At 37.5% G+C, this 19623-nt stretch carries 14 protein-coding genes and 1 pseudogene; 10 read left to right on the forward strand and 5 right to left on the reverse strand.

Annotated features, from left to right (window positions below; genetic code table 11):
• The first annotated feature begins 98 nt into the window (after nt 1-98).
• The 9 genes from JCM17102_RS15445 to JCM17102_RS15485 all read left to right on the forward strand — a co-directional run bounded on the left by JCM17102_RS15445 (nt 99) and on the right by JCM17102_RS15485 (nt 11235).
• Complete coding sequence (locus JCM17102_RS15445; protein ID WP_025075821.1) at nt 99-554, forward strand: N-acetylmuramoyl-L-alanine amidase; 456 nt, start codon at nt 99-101, stop codon at nt 552-554.
• Between the two features lie 52 nt (nt 555-606).
• Complete coding sequence (locus JCM17102_RS30710; protein WP_175551330.1) at nt 607-708, forward strand: smalltalk protein; 102 nt, start codon at nt 607-609, stop codon at nt 706-708.
• Nucleotides 709-826: 118 nt separating this feature from the next.
• Nucleotides 827-4483: an RHS repeat domain-containing protein gene (locus JCM17102_RS15455; protein WP_025075822.1), complete on the forward strand. Its 3657-nt coding sequence runs from the start codon at nt 827-829 to the stop codon at nt 4481-4483.
• Nucleotides 4484-4499: 16 nt separating this feature from the next.
• Nucleotides 4500-7694, forward strand: a complete 3195-nt coding sequence (locus JCM17102_RS15460; protein WP_025075823.1) for a DUF6443 domain-containing protein — start codon at nt 4500-4502, stop codon at nt 7692-7694.
• 2 nt (nt 7695-7696) lie between these two features.
• The gene (locus JCM17102_RS30950; RefSeq protein ID WP_199901481.1) at nt 7697-8146 is read left to right on the forward strand and encodes a hypothetical protein; all 450 of its coding nucleotides are present in this window, start codon (nt 7697-7699) and stop codon (nt 8144-8146) included.
• Nucleotides 8143-8850, forward strand: a complete 708-nt coding sequence (locus JCM17102_RS30955) for a hypothetical protein (protein WP_199901482.1) — start codon at nt 8143-8145, stop codon at nt 8848-8850. Before JCM17102_RS30950 ends, JCM17102_RS30955 begins: the two co-directional genes overlap by 4 nt.
• A 243-nt stretch (nt 8851-9093) precedes the next feature.
• The gene (locus JCM17102_RS32540) at nt 9094-9318 is read left to right on the forward strand and encodes a hypothetical protein (protein WP_025075825.1); all 225 of its coding nucleotides are present in this window, start codon (nt 9094-9096) and stop codon (nt 9316-9318) included.
• Between the two features lie 137 nt (nt 9319-9455).
• Nucleotides 9456-10829 carry an RHS repeat domain-containing protein gene (locus JCM17102_RS32545; protein WP_025075826.1) on the forward strand — a complete coding sequence of 458 codons (1374 nt, stop codon included), beginning with the start codon at nt 9456-9458 and terminating at the stop codon, nt 10827-10829.
• 4 nt (nt 10830-10833) lie between these two features.
• On the forward strand, nt 10834-11235 hold the full coding sequence (locus JCM17102_RS15485) for a hypothetical protein (RefSeq protein ID WP_025075827.1): 402 nt from the start codon (nt 10834-10836) through the stop codon (nt 11233-11235).
• Nucleotides 11236-11434: 199 nt separating this feature from the next.
• Here JCM17102_RS15485 and JCM17102_RS27930 read toward each other — a convergent pair.
• The 4 genes and pseudogenes from JCM17102_RS27930 to JCM17102_RS15505 form a co-directional block, all read right to left on the reverse strand.
• Nucleotides 11435-12640, reverse strand: a pseudogene (locus JCM17102_RS27930) (IS256 family transposase).
• 326 nt (nt 12641-12966) lie between these two features.
• The gene (locus JCM17102_RS15495; protein WP_025075828.1) at nt 12967-14973 is read right to left on the reverse strand and encodes a hypothetical protein; all 2007 of its coding nucleotides are present in this window, start codon (nt 14971-14973) and stop codon (nt 12967-12969) included.
• A gap of 105 nt (nt 14974-15078) precedes the next feature.
• Entirely contained in the window at nt 15079-16305 is a 1227-nt protein-coding gene (locus JCM17102_RS15500; RefSeq protein WP_025075829.1) for a DcaP family trimeric outer membrane transporter, read from the reverse strand.
• Between the two features lie 244 nt (nt 16306-16549).
• Nucleotides 16550-17494 (reverse strand): tRNA-dihydrouridine synthase family protein, encoded by a 945-nt coding sequence (locus JCM17102_RS15505; RefSeq protein WP_025075830.1) that lies wholly within the window; start codon nt 17492-17494, stop codon nt 16550-16552.
• Nucleotides 17495-17713: 219 nt separating this feature from the next.
• Between JCM17102_RS15505 and JCM17102_RS15510 the strand changes: the two genes are divergently transcribed.
• Nucleotides 17714-18361, forward strand: a complete 648-nt coding sequence (locus tag JCM17102_RS15510) for a carbohydrate-binding family 9-like protein (RefSeq protein WP_025075831.1) — start codon at nt 17714-17716, stop codon at nt 18359-18361.
• Nucleotides 18362-18837: 476 nt separating this feature from the next.
• On the opposite strand, the gene lpxA is transcribed toward JCM17102_RS15510, so the two are convergent.
• On the reverse strand, nt 18838-19608 hold the full coding sequence (gene lpxA, locus JCM17102_RS15520) for an acyl-ACP--UDP-N-acetylglucosamine O-acyltransferase (protein ID WP_025075832.1): 771 nt from the start codon (nt 19606-19608) through the stop codon (nt 18838-18840).
• Nucleotides 19609-19623: the final 15 nt, after the last annotated feature.

Raw genomic sequence — 19623 nt, forward strand, 5'->3', positions numbered from 1 at the left:
AAGTTAAACTAGGAATTGAAACTAAGCTGACTGAGAATCAGAGAACTTAATTAAACGAATGTAACCAGTTATTTATTTACCTATAATCATCTACAAACATGCGAATTATTAATTTAATCGTGGTACACTGTTCTGCCACGAGGGAGGATTGTACGCTCTCACCAGAGGATCTGGACCTGATTCACCGTCGTCGTGGGTTCAACGGGACAGGCTATCACTACTACATCCGTAAGGATGGCTCGGTCCATCTCGCCCGGCCTCTCGAACGCGTCGGGGCACATGCAAAAGGTTTTAATGCCAACAGTATCGGAATTTGCTATGAAGGCGGTCTGGACTGCCGGGGACACCCGGCAGATACCCGGACACCGGAGCAGAAGGCTTCTCTCCGGCTGTTGGTTCACCGGTTGTGCGAACGGTTTCCCGGTTGCCGGGTGTGCGGACATCGGGATCTGAGTCCCGACTTGAACCGTAACGGTGAGATTGAGCCGGAAGAATGGATCAAAATGTGTCCATGTTTCGAAGTAAAAGAATTGCTTCCACAAACATGTGATTAGAGTTATTTGAGTTAAAACGACTATTTAAAGTATCAGAAGGAGTTAAAAAACGATGGCAATCGGAAAATCAACATGGGATATAATCCTAAAAGCAATTATCGCTGTGGCTTCAGCAGTGCTGGGAGCACTGGGGGCAAATGCAATGAATCTGTAGACTGTATATACAGCCAATAAACAAACGTTATCTATAAGCCGGAAGTCCTTTGAACAGGAACAGAACACTGGAAAGGGACTTCCGGCTTTCATTTAAAACTTAATTAATAAACACAATCATGAAAAGAATAACATACTTATTATTTCTCCTACTCCTCACACTAAACGGATGGGCGCAGGATTTTAAACCTGGAGGGCAAACACAAAACCTGACCGAACAGAAAAATGTACTGGTCGATTATTCAACGGGGATATTCAGTTACAAAGTACCCTTATACAAATTGAGATCAGGAAATTATGAATTACCTGTTTCGCTGGATTATATTGGAAAAGGAGTAAAGGATAGTGACTCTCCCGGATTCCTCGGCTATAATTGGATGCTTAATGCAGGAGGAATAGTCACCCGTACGATGCGTGGAGGATTTCCCGATGAAGATACATTCTTTGGTTATCTACAATCCGAAAGTAACTCCACCCCTCTACAGGATGATGCAAAGAATGTAGGACTTCGCAAAAGAGATGGTGAAAGCGATATCTTTACAGCTGTATTCAACGGACAGAAAGTGGATTTCATCATTCGTGTTGATAAGAACAGAAAGATATATGCCGAACCGCTGGAACAAACGGATGTACGTATCGAATGTGAGCATACTTCCGGCAAAATTACAGGATGGATTGTAACAGATAACAATGGTGACCGTTATATTTACCGGCAGGTCGAGATGAATACAAATGTCAGGCATGTGGATGTCTCCACTGTCAATGCTATTTCCCATAACGCATATAATTCGGCATGGCATCTTAGCCGTATCCTCCCATACAACGGAGCACCGATTGAATTCTGTTATAAAGGCAGTGTGGAAAATACGGGCCCCGGCTCGACAGGTAAAATAAGCAATCAAGAAATCCGGGATTCGTACACAATGACTTATTATTACGGTAAGCCCATGAAAGAGCAACCGTTTGATTATAAAAAATATCAGGCAGAAATTACAGAGGATATTGAAACTGCACAATATCACCTGGAAGCATGTTCGCAAGAAGCTTTGCTTAAGGAGGTAGATGCTCAAATGGTGATGTTCACAAAATACGGACAAGGATTTTTTCAACCTCTTGAAAATACTATCGTAAAAAACAATAACAGACTGATCGGTATACTGGCAAATATCAAGGAAATGACGTCCGCATCTTTGCAATTGGAGAATACACTGACATCACTTTCAAAGTATTGCGATCAATTATCAGATTCTTATAACGGTCGATTGGCCGGTATGCATCTGAAAGCGGCGGCAAACAGTGTACACAATTGCCTGATTGAAATAAGAACGATTACCCAAAAAGAAATAGCGGGAGGAAGTTGCTATGATATACTTTCACCTTTGCTCTACATGATTATCACTCCTGAACGGATCATAAAATTTACATATACTGAATATACAACAGCACCTTATCTGTCTGAAATAAAACTGTATAATCGGGATGAAACACTTTTATCATCTGTTTCCCTCACACAGGATGCAACATGTCTGAAAAAAGTATCCTTTTACGGGAAAGAAAACAAAGAGACAGGCAACATGAAATTCGGCTATTATAACTTCTCTGATTTTCCAACACCCCCAAATGGAATAGAATCTGATCTTTGGGGATATTGCAGAGCACGAAATACGTCAGGGAAAGAATATGAGATGCTGACAGCCTTGCATTCATTAAAAAGTATCACTTTGGCTGACGGAGGAAAAATAGGGATTGAATATGAAAAAAACAGAACCAGCGCATATAATGACTATGGAGGAATCCGTCTGAAAACACTATTATTTGACAACGGGAATAATCGGAATGATACCATTTCTTACAGCTACCCATCGCCGGGTAAAAGTATGTATTCTTCATGGAGCAATGCAGTAAATGTTTGCTATTCCGGTTTTTGCGATCAAATTATTTATGACAGAGTGCGCCCAAAAGGATATCTTATCACGAATATGGGAAATAACGGACTTTATTATCCACAGGTAACGGAAACAATTCATGGCAAAGGATACAATGCTTATCATTACCGGATAGCAGACCCGATATCAAATGTCAATTATCCATTCTGGGCAGCCGGGCTATTATCAGAAAAAGAAGTATATGATGCGGATGGAAATCTGCTGCAAACGACTCAATATAAGTATAAAATATTATCTGACTATAATAGTGCGCTCCCTCAAATGCAACCGTCGGATTATTATTTGGATGGGAACGCTTTAAAAATATATTATAACTCTCAGACAACCGATTATGTGAAAGGAAATGAGATGTATCAACATAATATCGAACCACGCCTGTCACCGAACAATGCTTCCGGATTTTATTACTTGCGTTACGGGGGGAGAACCGTATTGGAGGAGGAAGTGGAATACAGACTTGACAAGGATACCCCGTATAGGCGGACTGACTATTATTATGATAATCCAAAGTCAATGTTCCCCACTCGAACGGTAAGTACCGGATCGAACGGACAAGTTCTTACGAAAGTATGTAAACGGGTAACGGATATAGCAGACGGAGTGGATTTGGTCATTGATAAAATGAAGCAGAAAAACCTGCTTTCACCGATTGTTAAAGAAAGTACACTCAGCGAAGGAAAACTGATTAATGAAACGGTATGGAAATATCAAGAGGAAGCTTCGGGAAAAAATCTTATTCTGCCAACCGAAGCATTCATGTATGTTCCTGAAACTTCCGTCGTCTGTCAGACGGCCGAAAAAGAAACCGCGCTGTTTAATTATGGTGAAGATAATTACTTTTCCTCTGTTACTTTGCATTACGGCACCAACAAAACTTCCACGATGCCTGTAGAAGAAAACGGACGAATACAGAAGAAAAGTTATGCTTATGACAATTTTGGAAACCTGTTGTTGGAATGCAATACCCGACAGGGTAGTGCCTGGGATTCGTATAAAAATACAGAAGGAGGAAATATCAACAGGGAAGATATCATTACGGCGATAACCGGACTACAAGGTACCTACATGTTTTGCAAACGTATATTGCAAGTAATTCCCAATGAAGTGGATGATTATCATTTCCTTGGTTTTCTGGATTCTCACGAACACCATTTCATTATCCGGTTTGCAGAAGAAATGGCAAGTAAGAATATTGATTTGACTGAGGCTCAAAACTGCTTTGAAGCAATCTCCGAAAACGAGAAAAGAATACTAAATATTTTCAAACAGGAATACACACAATTCATCCGGCAATACCCCAAATATCAAGCATTACAGCAGTTTGTGGCAGCAATGGAAAAAATAATAGCATGTGACGGACAGAAACTTTTTGAATACCTGCATCTGATAAAGTATGAGATTGAAAAGCCGACAAACTCCAATTATTCGGTAACATTGAATTCACTGTATGGAGCCGGGCAGTTAAAATTGTACATTTTAAGTGAGGAGAATGATGTTTCGGTATATGTCACTCATGCAAACGGAAGGACAGAGCATGCCGTTGAAAGCGAAGACAGGTCATCGCTGAAAGTGTATGACATTGATTTGGGTGCATACACAGGCGTTACGGAAGTAACAGCTTCTTCACAGGGAAAATATATGGCATTGGTACCCGAAGGGGCAACTTTCAATGCCACTTCATACAATGCCGACGGAACGGTATATGCAAAATTCGATCAGGAAGGAAAGGTGGAATTCTATACCTATGACAAAGCGGGAAGAGTGACACAGATAAAGGATCGATTAGGGAATATTTTGAAGGAATATAAGTATAACCGGATTATCAACTAATAAAACATAACAGAATATGAAAAGAATAACAATTATGATATGCATGTTGATCCTGTTTCTTGCCATGAAAGGACAGAATGTGACAAACTATACAAATACACGCAATTATACAGCCGAAAAGACATATTTGGATGCGACTTCCCAAACGGGTGACGGGGCACGAGCTGTACATGATATCACTTATACCGACGGTTTTGGTAGGAAGTGGCAGGAGATACAAATATCGGGGAGCCCCTCGGGAACTTCGGACCTGATGGTTCCTCATGAATATGCCACACTGGGACAGGTAGAAAAAGAATATCTGCCGTATGTCAAGGAGGTAAATAACGGGGCTTTTGATGCCAATATGTTTGAATCTTCCCATTGGAACATATATGGGACAGAAGAACAGGATTATGCCTTTACCTATACACAATATGAAGCAAGTCCGTTAATGAGAGTTGTGAAGCACACAGGACCGGGAAAAGCCTGGCATACGAATGAGAAAAGTGTAAATACAACTTATGGAATAAATATCAATGAAGAGGTGAAACTATATAAAGTGTCTTCAAATGGAACTCTTATAGCTGGCGAATACTATAAGGAAGGGACATTACAGAAAACAACAGTTACCGATGAAGATGGTCACCGGACTGAAACTTTCACAAACAACAATGAACTGACAGTATTGACAGTGACTATTGATGGAAATGAACGAATGCAAACATATTATGTGTATGACGACCATAACCAACTTCGCTATATATTGCCCCCCAAAATAAGTTATCAATTGGAAGGAACAACAACAATAAACACTTCTGCACTGGAAAAGTTATCTTACTATTATGCTTATGACAAGTACAACCGCATCATAATCAAACGTCTCCCGGGATGCCAACCTGTTTATATGGTGTACGACCAACAAGACAGAGTAGTGTTGATACAAAATGGAAAACAACGTGTAGCAAATGTGGCGAAGTGGAGTTATTTTATCTATGACACTCAAAACAGAGCCATTGAAAACGGGGAAATAATTCTATCCTCCATGTTATCACACAACCAGTTGCAGCAAGTAGCATGGAATAGTGAGAATTATATGCCAACAGGTACGCGTACAGCATTGCAATATATAGTTTATGACAACTATAGAGCTAGCAATGTCGTAACGGCCCATCCATTCAAACAGTTTAACGGATACAACACGCAATCCAATCCCAGTGTTTCAGGACTCAAGACAAGTGTGAAATTAAGGGTTATCGGAACAGATGAATGGATGACGGAAACCACTTATTACGATTTTTACAGTCGTCCGATACAAACAATATGCAGTCACCCGCAAAAAGGATTAAGCTATACCAATATGACTTATGACTTCACAGGAAATGTATTAAAACAACAGAAAGTTATAGGAACAAATACAATGGAAACGGTGTATACATATGATAATCGCGGAAGGATGCTGACGAAAACAAATACATGGGATGGAAAGGCTACAGATAATATCACTTACGAGTATGATGCTGTAGGTAGAATGATTAACAAGAAATATGGAGGTAAGCCTATGGAGAGTCTGGTATATAATATTCGTGGATGGACGACAGAAATTCAAAGTCCTTACTTTTCACAAACCGTACATTACACAGATGGAACGGGAACACCCTGTTACAATGGAAATATTAGCAGTATAAAGTGGAAGGCAGGGATGGAGACAACCGCAAGAGGCTATAAATTCACATATGATGGACTATCAAGGCTGAAAAATGCTGTTTATGGAGAAGGGGATAATCTTACGTCAAACGTCAATCGGTTCAACGAACAAGTTACCGGATATGATAGCAATGGGAATATTCTTGGTTTATCACGTTACGGACAGACAGGAGTATCGGCTTATGGGCTGATTGATAATTTGAATTTGACATATAACGGTAATCAATTAAAATCAGTAAAGGATAATGCGACAAGTTCTGTTTATGGAAATGGCTTTGAATTCAAAGACGGGGCAAATGTGGAAACAGAATATATTTATGATGAAAACGGTAATTTAACTAAAGATTTAAACAAAAAAATTACCACAATACAATATAATTGTTTAGATTTGCCTAGTAAGATACAGTTTGAAAGTGGGAATAGTATTAATTATCTGTATTTGGCGGACGGAACGAAATTCCGAACAACACACGCAACAGGAAGTAATACGGTAACTACCGATTACTATAAAAATGCGATCTATGAAAATGGGGTGATGGTAAAGGTATTTACAGAGAACGGATATATAACGGTGAATGACTCTAAATTTCATTATTTTATTCAGGATCATCAGGGAAACAATCGGGTAGTAGTGGATAAAGATGGAAAAGTGGAGGAAGTAAACCATTATTATCCATTCGGAGGATTGTTTGCCAATTCTCCACATATCCAACCTTACAAATATAACGGTAAGGAACTGGATAGGGGTAATGGACTGGATTGGTTGGATTATGGAGCAAGACAATATGATCCTACAATAGGAAGGTGGCATGTAGTAGATCCATCAGGAGAAAAATATGTCAATTGGGGATTATATACTTATTGTAAAAATAATCCAATAATAAGAATTGACCTAGATGGAAAAGATGATTATGTTTTGAATAGAAATGGAGCTATTTATATGATGCGTAAAACCGATAGAATAGTAGATGTTTTGTATGCAAGTGGTATTAATGGTCCAAAAGCGACACAGCCAGAGCCAAATTGGAAAAGTATCAGAGTGTTTGATAAATCATTATTAAAAGGATTTGTGGAGTCTCAGAACGATAGGAAGTGTTATGATCGAATGCAATTCGCTTCTACTAATTTAGCATACGATGCTGCCAATGTCTTTTTATTTGCAACAGATAATACAGCTGTTGAGTGGACTCTTAAGGGTGGTTTTAGGAGCAAAAAAAGAACTTATATATTAGGAACAAATAATAGTGAAAACTCAGTTACAAATATACATGGATTAACTCAATCAGAAAAACCATTATTTTCTGATTTCAAAGCTATATTTGATATTCACTCACATCCTTACAATCCATTTGCTTCACAAAAAGATATGGACGGTATCAAATTTTTTCCAAATGTAGAATATAGCATCTATTTTAAAGATGAACAATCATTATTTAAATATACTGATAAAGAAAACAATACAAAATCCATTAAAATAAATTCTATGGATGATTTAATGAAATATATATTTCAACAATTTAAGTAATTATGAAAAATAAACTAATTAACTTTTTGATTAATGCAGTAATGGTATTAACTATCCCCCTGACAATTGCCTGTCAGGGGGTAAATAGCGATGACATAGATCCGGAAATTTTAGAACATGTTAAGTCCGTAATCGATTTCTATCCGGACTGTAAAAAGGTTATACAAGTTTATCAGTTTGATACATGGAAAGCTCATATATGTTTTATACATCCTAAACAAATTGATTTTGGATTAGGGCTTTATATAGGTAGAGGAGAGGATGACGGGATCCTTATACCAGGAGTTATTTTACCGACAAACGCTTTAAAATATAAAGATAAATACATTCTTTTCTATTCACAAGGGAAAAAAGCTCTGAGCGAAAAGAAAGTTTGTAAAATATTAGGAATAACATCAGAGCGTGATTTCCCCGAACATGAGAGGAAGATACACGAATATGGGTATATATGAAAGACAAACAATCAAATAAATCTGTTTTTGAACAAATTGATAAGGAGGTTAAGAACTACAAATATCCACAACTAAGATATTTTTATGGAGGAGAGCAAGATTCGGCTGTTATAGATATGGCATCAGACTTTTTTAGTGTTCATGGAGAAAGTGGAAAAATTGAAAAATTTTCTTCTCCGGATATGATATCAATTAGCATGTCAATATTCAATAAATCAGACTCCATACTTCTGGTGGGATTGGACCCGGATTTATACGGTAGCTTTATAATAAAAAATGGAAAACACTCCATACCTTTGAATCTAAAAAGGATATGGGTATATAACGATAACGGATTTCATAAGATCTCTTCCGGATTATATTCAATTGAGCCACATAAAGAAATGGAATTTGGCTTATCTACCGTAAAAGAGCCGATTATTTTAGAAAATACACCTCCGCAAAAATATGCGCACAAATTATATGACTTGTTCTATGATTCTATCTTTTATGTTCCGAAACATCCTGTTCAAATACCCGATACGGTCCGAGGAATCCTATGGAATAAGGAGTTTAAAGTTTATACCCCCACTATTCTTGACCGATATAATTTTTGGGTAAATGATAGTATATATAACATATACTCTGATGGTGAAACAGATAAATACGGAAGCAAGGCAAACGCATCGCTTTTTCAATATCTCTTTGAGGCAGTTCATCTCTAAAGTCGCTTTGTATAATCTTCTCCTTATGTTTAATTTGTCTTTCTGTTTAGAAACCATATGCAAAGCTATTTTTCTCAATACAGAAAGGTCTTGTAAAGCATATCCTATACACATAATCCGCCTCGACAGTTTCATGGATATCATGATACTACAGGCCATGAAAGGACAGAATGTGACAAACTATACAAATGGAATGGAACGGTTACGGACAAGATTAGTTATGAGTATGACTCAGTAGATAAAATGATCGCCAAAAAATACGGAGAACGTGCAAGAGAAAGTTTTTCGTATAATATTCGTGGGTGGGTAACAGGTATTCAGAGTCCGTACTTCAAGCAAACATTGTATTATAATAATGGGGCGGGAACGTCGTGTTTCAATGGGAATATCAGTAGTATGACGTGGAAAGCAGGAGCCGAGACGACAATTAGAGGATATAAATTTACATATGACGGATTGTCGAGCTGAAGAATGCCGTTTACGGAGAAGGGGATAATATTTCAATAAATGCCAATCGATTTAACGAGCAGGTTACCGGGTATGATAGGCAGGGAAATATTCTGGGATTATCTCGTTACGGGCAGACGGGTGCATCGACGTATGGAGTGGTAGATAATCTGAATCTGACATATAATGGGAATCAACTCAAAGCGGTAAAAGACAATGGTACCGCCAACGTCTATGGAAATGGATTTGAGTTCAAGGACGGATCAAATTTGGAAACGGAATATGTCTATGATGAAAATGGAAATCTGACTAAAGATTTAAACAAGAAAATTACCCTGATTCAATATAATTGGTTAGATTTGCCAAGTAAGGTACAATTTGAAGGAGGGAACAGTATTGTTAATCTGTACGCAGCGGACGGAACGAAATTCCGGACTACTCGTGTAACGGGAAGCAATACGGTAACCACTGATTTCTGTAACAATGCGATCTATGAAAATGGGGTGTTGGTGAAGGTGCTCACCCAAGATGGATATATGACGGTAAAGGACGCTAAACTGCATTACTTCATCCAAGATCATTTGGGAAACAACCGGATGGTAGTGGATAAGGACGGAAAAGTGGAAGAGACAAATCATTACTATCCCTTCGGAGGGGTGTTTACCAGCTCTACCAATATTCAACCATATAAATATAATGGGAAGGAGCTGGATAGGACCAATGGACTGGATTGGTATGATTACGGGGCAAGGCGGTATGATGCTACAATAGGAAGATGGCATGGGGTGGATCCGATGGCGGAAAAGTATTTCTCATTAAGTACATACAATTATTGCGGAAATAACCCAATTAGTTTTATTGATCCGAATGGTATGGATTATTGGAGTACAAATAATCAAAATGAAATCAGAAATTTCATAAATACTATCTCGGGTGGATACGGAAAAAATATTGGATTCTTTGAAGCATTCAATTTTTCTTCATGGAATCATAGTACAGATGCCGATTTTTTAGCTAATCTAACATTTAATGATGAAAAGAATGTTTTTTATTATAGTTCAACTTACTGGGATCCAATAGATGGCTTAACCGTAATGGGAATAACGATTCCAGCACTTGCAAGAAATGATAACTGGGCTGCTATAAAAAGAAAGAATCCATATAAATATCCAGATGCAGGAAGATTAAATAATGTCTATCCAGAATATGATTTATTCTTTGCCAGCACAAAATCTGGATGGAATATAGTAAAGAATATATTTATATCAATGTTTCGCCCGTTTTCTACAACAAATACTTTTGATGCAGGAAAAAGTGGATTTGCTCAAGGAAGGTCAGACAAAGAAAAAATGGGAAAATCAAAAGGAAATATGTCTGGTAACCATGATGTACAAAATAAACAAGTTGAAGATTTATCTAAAAAGTATAATCTTGATAAAAAAGAAAAAAGAACTTTACATGATATGATTTCTGGAGAAGGATATGGTTATAATGAAATAGAACAATTAATAAAAGATTATTTTAATAAATAAAAAAATGAATATACACAATCTATTATCAAAAGCAATAGGAAAAACAGTTAATTATAGTAGAACTGGCGGTGGAGCCGGTTCTATCTTGGTAATTGAATTTGAAAATAAAACATTTTATACCATTAATTGTACTTGGAGAATTGAATATAAAGGAACTGTTATAACAACAAGTTGGGACGATGGAACACCTCTAATAGGATGTATGAATAAAAATGTTGAAAAATTAATTGGAAAAAAACTTTTATCTTACGAATTATCTCCACAATATGATTTAAAACTTTATTTTGAAAATGATTTTGTAGCTAATATATTTTGTAGTATTATTGAACATGATCCAGAAGAAGATAGTACTTATAATTGTAATTGGGATTTTAGTATTCCAGAACAAGATATAGTAGGTATATAACCGGAAAATATAAAATATTTTATACTAAATATCAAAATGAAACTATCTAATAAATAGAAATAGATAATAATATTTTCTTAAATATATTAATACTTACTTTGATAATCACAATAGTTCGTTAAACTTTCAATTAACAAAAACGTATGTCAAGGGCACTGTCCACAATCTTGTGTAAATAGAAAACTTCAGGATTCGGGTTTTATACTTGAATCCTGTTTTCAAATATAGTAATAAATTGGTTAAATATCAATGCCCACTTCCAAATAGTTTGGTACCATTTCTTTTGGATTTCGTTAATGGCCAGATAGACAGATTTTTTCAGTGCATCATCATTTGGAAATGATAGCTTATTTTTGGTGTACTTTCTAATTTTCCCATTCAGATTTTCAATAAGATTAGTGGTATAGATAATCTTTCTAATCTCGACGGGGAAATCAAAGAACACGGTCAGTTCTTCCCAATTATTTCTCCATGAGCGTATCGCATATGGATATTTAGCACCCCATTTTTGCTCAAAGTTATCCAACTCCATCTCAGCTGCTTCTTTAGTAGGTGCATTATAGATGTTCTTTAAATCGGCAGTGAATTCCTTTTTTTCTTTCCAGACGACATAGCGACAGGGGTTTCTAATTTGGTGTACCACACATATTTGAGTAGTAGAGGCAGGAAATACACTCTTGATGGTTTCCGTAAATCCATTCAGGTTATCAGTAACTGTAATCAGAATATCTTCTACACCACGGGCTTTGAGATCCGTTAAAACGCCCGTCTAGAAAGCGGCACTCTCATTTTTGCCAATCCACATACCCAATACTTCTTTCAAGCCTTCCTTATTCAGACCTACACATAGGTAAACAGTCTTGTTGATCACTTTGCCGTTTTCTCTGACTTTGAATACGATGCCATCCATCCAGACAATCATATATAAACTGTCCAAAAGACGATTTTGCCACTCTGTTGCAGCCTGGCGAACTTTATTGGTGATAATGGAGATAGCGGAGGTAGAGAGGTTAATACCGTATATTTCCTGCATTTCCGACTCAATATCAGCGACGCTCATACCTTTGGCATAAAGAGAGATGACAAGACGCTCGATAGATAAGCCGCGGGATTGATGCTTGGGAACAACAATAGGCTCAAATTCACCTTCCCGATCACGAGGAACCTGAATAACAGATTCACCCATCTCGGTTTGAATCTGCTTCCTATAACTACCATTGCGGGAGTTGCCACTATGATCTCCTTGATTGGAGTGTTTTTCATAACCTAAATGGTTATCCATCTCTGCTTCCAGCATTTGTTCATAAACACGAGTATGAAGCTCTTTCATGAAAGCAGTCACATCTTCGCCTGTCTTAAACTGGGACAGAAACTCTTTACTTAAAAATTCTTTAGGAATGTCCATAAAATCTGATTTTTACAAAGTTAATACATAAATAAAAAAACTACGAGAAAAATCCCGTAGTTTTCTATTTACACAATCAGATGGATAGTCACTAATATTCAGTAAACCGCCTTCCATAGTAATAACATAACATTTTCACTAAATATTTGACAAAAAACTTTTCTGTTTTATCTTTGTAAAAAGAATAAAAAGCATGAACGATGGAGGATGAACGGACGTTTGTCGCCATTCACAAGTGACATATCTTACTAATGACTATTGTAAATATTAAGATAAATAACGCTCATTCGGTAGATCGTTGATTTGCAATTCTCTTTATCCCATATTTACTTAGGCAGACGAATTTGAATAGTCTTTCCTTTTTTGATCATCTGTTTGAATATCGGTTTTCCAGCTATGAGGACAGATACTTCATTCTTTCCGTTTTCTGACCGTTTCACTTCCACGTCGAATTCCTTTTCAAAGGCTCGTACACTTCTTAAATTCATGTGATCCCAGCTTTCCGGCAGATGAGGCGTCAGTGTAAATGAACGAAGTCCTGTAGGACGGATACCAAACATACCTTCCGTTATAATACGTGCATACAATCCACTTTCGGCGGATAAATGACGTTGATTACCTTCGGGCCACGCTTCGATAGCATAAGGAACATGATCACCCAGCAAACGCTCATTGGAATAAAATCTTAAGTATTCAGTCGCTTTCTCTGCCTCTCCACAGGCATAGACACCGCGCAAAGCATATAAAGTGGAACGGTCCCAGAATGTTTTACTTCCTGATTCGGTCAGTAAACCGTCTTTGGTCCATAGGCTAGGGGAGAACAATGCTTTAATTGTTTCATCTTTGCGATCATGGATTCCTACTGTCAATGGAATACAAATCCATGAACGGAGTTTATCATTCTCTTTGTAATAGCGGTAGGTATTGAAGCCTTCCACTTCACCTCCGAAGTAACGGTCCATGTTTTCTTTCAATTGTCCGGCTTGTTTCTTATATTGAGCCAATAGTGTAGAACTAACACCGATTTCTTTCCCTAAATGACAGGCAGATAAAAGTGCGTCGTAATACAAAGAAGAAGTACAAAGATTTGCTTTTCCTGCAGGGAAACGTCCTTCCAATTCATCAGCGTCTGACGCTACTACTCCTTCCGGATTCAATTGTCTTTTATTGTATTCAAGACACCATTCGATAAGTGGCCATAACTTTTTAGCTTCCTCTTGATTTCCTCTAGCCAATGCATACCGAGCAGCTCCATACGCTACCATGGCAGCGTCGCCACGATCACCCGCTCCGCCCCAAGTGCTTAACCCTTCGGCAATGATCGAACTTGGAATCTTCTTATACTCTGGGTTCATGAAACGTGCGAAATGTTGGAATGAACACAATGCTGACTGATTTCCTGTCTCATAACCCAGATAAGGAAAGAAAGGATTGATGTACTCAGCCTGATCGTTTGCCCAAATAGCCGCATAGTAAGATTCTCCACCGGGACCATGCATCAAGCCGCCTTTCGTATCATAGATACTTTCCGCACCACGGATTTTGGCAAAAGCAAACATCGTGTTAATAACAGGATCTGGTGTATCCAATATCAGGTTGTCCCATAACGTGGCAACCAATGCTTCGCGTGCTTTCAGTTCTTTATCCACATCCATTACCAGTTCATTCTCATTGGGTTTATATCCGGTGAAAAAGACGCTGAAAGTAACCTCTTCATTCGGTTTTAGTACTACCGTTTTTCCTCCTTGGATTTCTGCTACTAAACGGTAACTTCCATCTACTCCCTGTTCCGGCTGAGTCTGAATGACAGAACGTGACTGAGGTATTTCTACTTTGATTTCCTGATCATTGCAATTACGTAATACATATTTCTCGCAGAAGGCAGGTTTATCAGTGGATGGAAATAATATTCGTGTAAGTGCAACATTTCCTCTATTGGCTTTGAACACACTATTTACTGTGATAATACCATTCAAAGTAACATTTTCTACCTTTTCACTTTGCAGGCTCTGTCCGTTTACAGAAATCATATCAGGTATATTCCAAGCAAATCTGCGGGTGAGAGAAGCGTGTGTATTGTTAGGAACAGTACGCAACATAGGCCAAACAATACTTCTGTTTACCATAAATGTTCCTTTTTCATCAACTCCATAGCGGATAACGGAGGAAACCTTCAAACCACTCATTTCAATATGATCTTGATGAGTTTCTCCCTTTTGGGGATTCCATGTGATACTTCCGTTTGGATTGATCCTCCAGCGATTTTCTGCCTTAGCTACTTGAGTGAATTGGCAAGAGAGGCATAGAAATAAAAGAAAAAAAATGTGTTTCATAGGTTTTAATGTTTAAAAGCTGATATGATTCGTTTATATTCTTTTTCACTAATATGTACCATGGGTCCATGACGTGAAGGGGATGGTAAACGGTTTTGGGAATATCTAGAACTGAAACATAGCGACAGCTACAATACGATTGTTACAAACAGCATGTGTATCTATAATTTTTCCGCTTGAATGTTCCACAGAACCATACCAAGCGGTGCTGAGCGTATATTCTAATCCGAATTTCCAATTCGATACATTATAAGACAATTCAGCTCCTGCCGTAACAAGTTGATCAAGATTAGTACCTGTGCCATAAAGCTTGCTACCGGCTTGCAGTTCATTGCTTGTTCCGAGGTTTTTGGCATAACCGACGAATATCCCTGGTTTCCACTTTTGGCCATAAACAGCATTCACCCAAGTACTTGATACTGTTATCGGAGTATACTTCTGTTCTCCTGTACGTTCATCGGTAGATTTAATTCCAAAACCTCCCAATCCAGAAGCCTGAGTCAGATTGGAACCTAAAACAGTTTTAGCACCTAAAAACCAATCTTTATTAGTGTATTTTACATGAGCTTCATAAGATAGTGTTGTAATTCGTTCATTTACTTTATAAGTATGGCCGTTTTCTCCGATAGCTTGTGTACGTGGTTTTAACGAGAGCAGTTCAATACCCGCGCCTGCCAACAAACCTTCTGATTTATAATCTGCACCTACATAGACTTCAGGTATACAGCTATTTTTTATATATGCCTGACTTTTACCTGCAGGACCTTGTGACAGATATTGAGATTGCCAAAGCAATGCTCCTGTCAATTGCAAGTTCCTATCTGTATAACGGTAACGAATCTGAGGTGAACGATTAAAAGGTTGGAAAGGAGCTCCTGTAGCTAGATTGAGTATTTGTGGGGAAACATCACCAAACAAAGGATGCCAAGTTTGTCCGACTAATAAAGCTGAAGTACCCCAATTCAAATTCAGATAGGCATGGCGGATACGGACAGTTGAGTATGAACTACCTGAACCGCGTAAATCTACTTCTACTTTAGCAGAAGTTTTTGCTGTTCCTAATTTCGGTCCGGCAACATCAATTCCTAAACGGGAATAAAGAATATAGAAACTACCATTTGCTGTTCCATTCAAATCATTACCGTCATCATCACGTATTTTATCCTTTGGGTACATATAAAATAATCCGTCCACAGTCTCTTCGTTTGCGCGGCTGTTATAGAAAAGATCAGTGCGGATTTGTCCGTAGAATTTGTAACTAAAGTTTTTCTTTTGTGCGAAGACACCTGAGGTAATCAGGATACTTAGTACGATAAAACAGTATTTCTTCATAATGTGCTTGTTTATAAACAGACGCAAAATTACAAAAATCTATTTGTTTTTCAGACTTTAATCCTAGAAAACTGTAAATGTAATGGTCCATTATAAATGATAAAATCGTTTATGAAGAGAAATAAAACTCATATAAACGACTTTATTATTATTTATTGTAATTACATTTGCTTGTAAGTCCTCTTTTTGTGTATTTAAAGAATATTTCTAATTGCTTTTTTACTACAGAAGGAAGACTTTAAGACTATAACTTACTAAAAAGATTACTAACTGCCTGTTGATATTTATCAATACAATTACTCTTATGTATAGCCTTTAATGATTTTTTATCTGCACCAGGAAGAAGGTATTCCCAGAAAGATTTCATTTTATTCACAAGCTGCGTGTTTCCACCGTTGAGTTGTTGTTCGTATTGTTGGTAAACGATAGTATGCATTTCCCGTATCTTCTTAGCCATTTCGTCAGAAGATAACTTTTTTCCTGATTGGTATTCCAAAGCTAATGCAGGGTTGGCCAATAATCCACGACCTATCATAACTCCGGCTAATGTAGGAAATTGTTCTTTGATGGCTTGAATTTCCTCTACACTGTTGATATCACCATTATAGATTAGCGGGTGTTTGCATATATTCTGGAACCTAGCAAACCCTTCAAGGTTTACCTCTCCTTTATATTGTTGTTTACCTAATCGAGGATGCATAGTTATCTGACGTAAAGGCAATTCGTTCAGAATAGGTGCTAATTGAATGCATTCGTCCGGATTCTCCCATCCCAATCTCATTTTAATAGAGAAACTGATTTGAGGATATTTCGTGACTATACTTAGTAACGCTTTTATTTCTTCCGGATAGGGAAGAATGCCGGAACCATTATGTCGTTTAGCCAATAGTGGAAACGGACAGCCTAGATTAATATCTGCCTCCTTGTAACCTTTCTCGATGAAAAGGGATAAAATCGTTTCTGCCTTTTCTGGTAATGAAGCTAATAGTTGAGGAACTAAGTGAGGTACATGATTGTTTTCTGCATCTATTTCCCGTTTATCTTTATTACGAAAATTACCTTTCTCCAACCGGACAAATGGAGTATAGTAGGTATCTACACCTCCAAAACAGGTGGCATGTGCATTACGGTAAATAGCTTCAGTATAGCCTTGTAATGGAGCGAAATGGATGGGAAGAAGCTCTTGCATTATGTTATTTTTGTCGCAAAGATACTGAAAGTAAAAGATAGGGACCTCACAGTTCCTCTTTTTCTGATGTTAAATTGATTAAAGTCTGATTGTTACTCTGTATTTGAATGTTCATTATCTATTCGGATAATTTATGATATATATTAGTTTTTATTTCATTTTCGATTGGCTTATTGATAGAAAGTGACTACATTTGTATGCATTTCAAATGAAATAAATATGAAAGTAAAGAAAATTAGTGCTGCTAATGTTGAGGCTTTTGCACTTCCTAAATTGTTCGATGAAGAAAAAATCGATTTTCAACCAATTCAATGCGTTAATTGGGTTGCATATCCTTACAAACCTAAAGTTAGTTTTCGGATTGCTCATACAAAAGATGCTGTTTTATTACATTTTAAGGTAAAAGAGGCGAGTGTTCGCGCAAAATATGGAGAAGATAACGGGGCTGTATGGACCGATTCTTGTGTCGAGTTCTTCTCTATTCCGGCGGGAGACGGAGTATATTATAATATAGAGTGCAACTGTATTGGAACAATATTGATTGGTGCCGGAGCTACTCGTGACGGACGTGAACATGCTCCGGAGGAAATAACATCCCTTGTACAGCGTTGGGCTAGTTTAGGAAAAGAACCGTTTGAAGAACGCATAGGAGATGGAGATATTACTTGGGAAGTTGCATTGATCATTCCTTATGCAGTATTCTTTAAACATCAGATACATTCATTGGACGGAAAAGAGATTAAAGCTAATTTTTATAAATGTGGCGATGATTTACAAACGCCCCATTTCCTTTCATGGAATCCGATTGTGATAGAACAACCGAATTTCCATCGTCCGGATTTCTTTGGAATGTTGGAATTTGAATAGGTTTCTTCATAAATAAAAAGATGAACTGAAATTGGGAAAAACAAGTATATCTTTCACTTCAATCAACCGCATGACTCTGTTAGATCATGCGGTTGATTGAAGTGAAAGAAGTGGTTGGTTTACATAAGAGAAGTACTTGATTGTATCCGATTATCCGTATGTTTTTTGCTCCACAAAGACTGGGAAGTTTGTTTGTAAACTCTTCAGTCTTTTTTTTAAAGATGAGGAAGATTGGATACAAACATAACAATCTTTTTCTGAAATTCTATAGCGTTTTCGCAGTGTTTTATTAATGCAAACCTTCTTTCCTTCATCTTCATATTTACAAATAAATATCCTTAAATATGAAGATGAAGGAAAGATGAATTAAAATGGAAATAGTAGCCGGAAATGCTGACATGGACTATAATCAAATAAAATAAGGTGGTGCCTTTTGTAGAACACCACCTTTGCTTTTATTGGCAAGTAACTATCTGTTATTTTACAATTCCTCGCTCCGAGCTCTTGACAAAGTTTACAATGTTTTCAATCTCTTCGCTCATTGGTACCTGATCAACGATTTTCTGCACTGCATCTTGTACGCTGAAGTTACCTTGGTAAATCAGACGATAGGCATTAGCAATGTGGCGGAGAATTCTCTCTGACGTATTGTGATGCTGTGACAAGACTACGGCATTTACTCCGTGATAAGCAACCGGATTTCCGGACATAATTACGTATGGAGGTACATCTTTCGAAATACGGCAACCACTTTGTACGAGTGTCCAGCTTCCTATATGGCAATATTGATGGAGGGTAACATTTCCGCTCAGGATGACACAATCATCCAATACACATTCTCCGGCAATGGTGGTCCCAATGCCAACTACACAATTATTGCCTATCTGGACATCATGACAAAGGTGTACTTTATCCATTAGGTAATTACCGTTTCCGATTTTTGTAGCATTCCCGGCAAAAGTGGCACGACTAATGACTACATTTTCGCGGATATCATTCTTTTCTCCGATAATCAGACTGCTTTCTTCTCCGGTATAGTGAAAGTCTTGCGGTTCCGCTCCCAGGACTGCATTCTGATGTATTTTATTTCCTTTTCCTATTTTTGTTCCTTTCAGGATACTAGCATAAGACATGATGATACAATCATCTCCTATTTCCACTCCTTTTTCGATATAAGCAAAAGGCTGAATGGTTACATTCTTTCCTATTTTTGCTTCAGGGTCTACATAAGCTAACGGACTAATCATAATAGTATATGTTTA

This window comes from Bacteroides faecichinchillae JCM 17102 (assembly GCF_000614145.1).
Taxonomy (GTDB): Bacteria; Bacteroidota; Bacteroidia; order Bacteroidales; family Bacteroidaceae; genus Bacteroides; species Bacteroides faecichinchillae.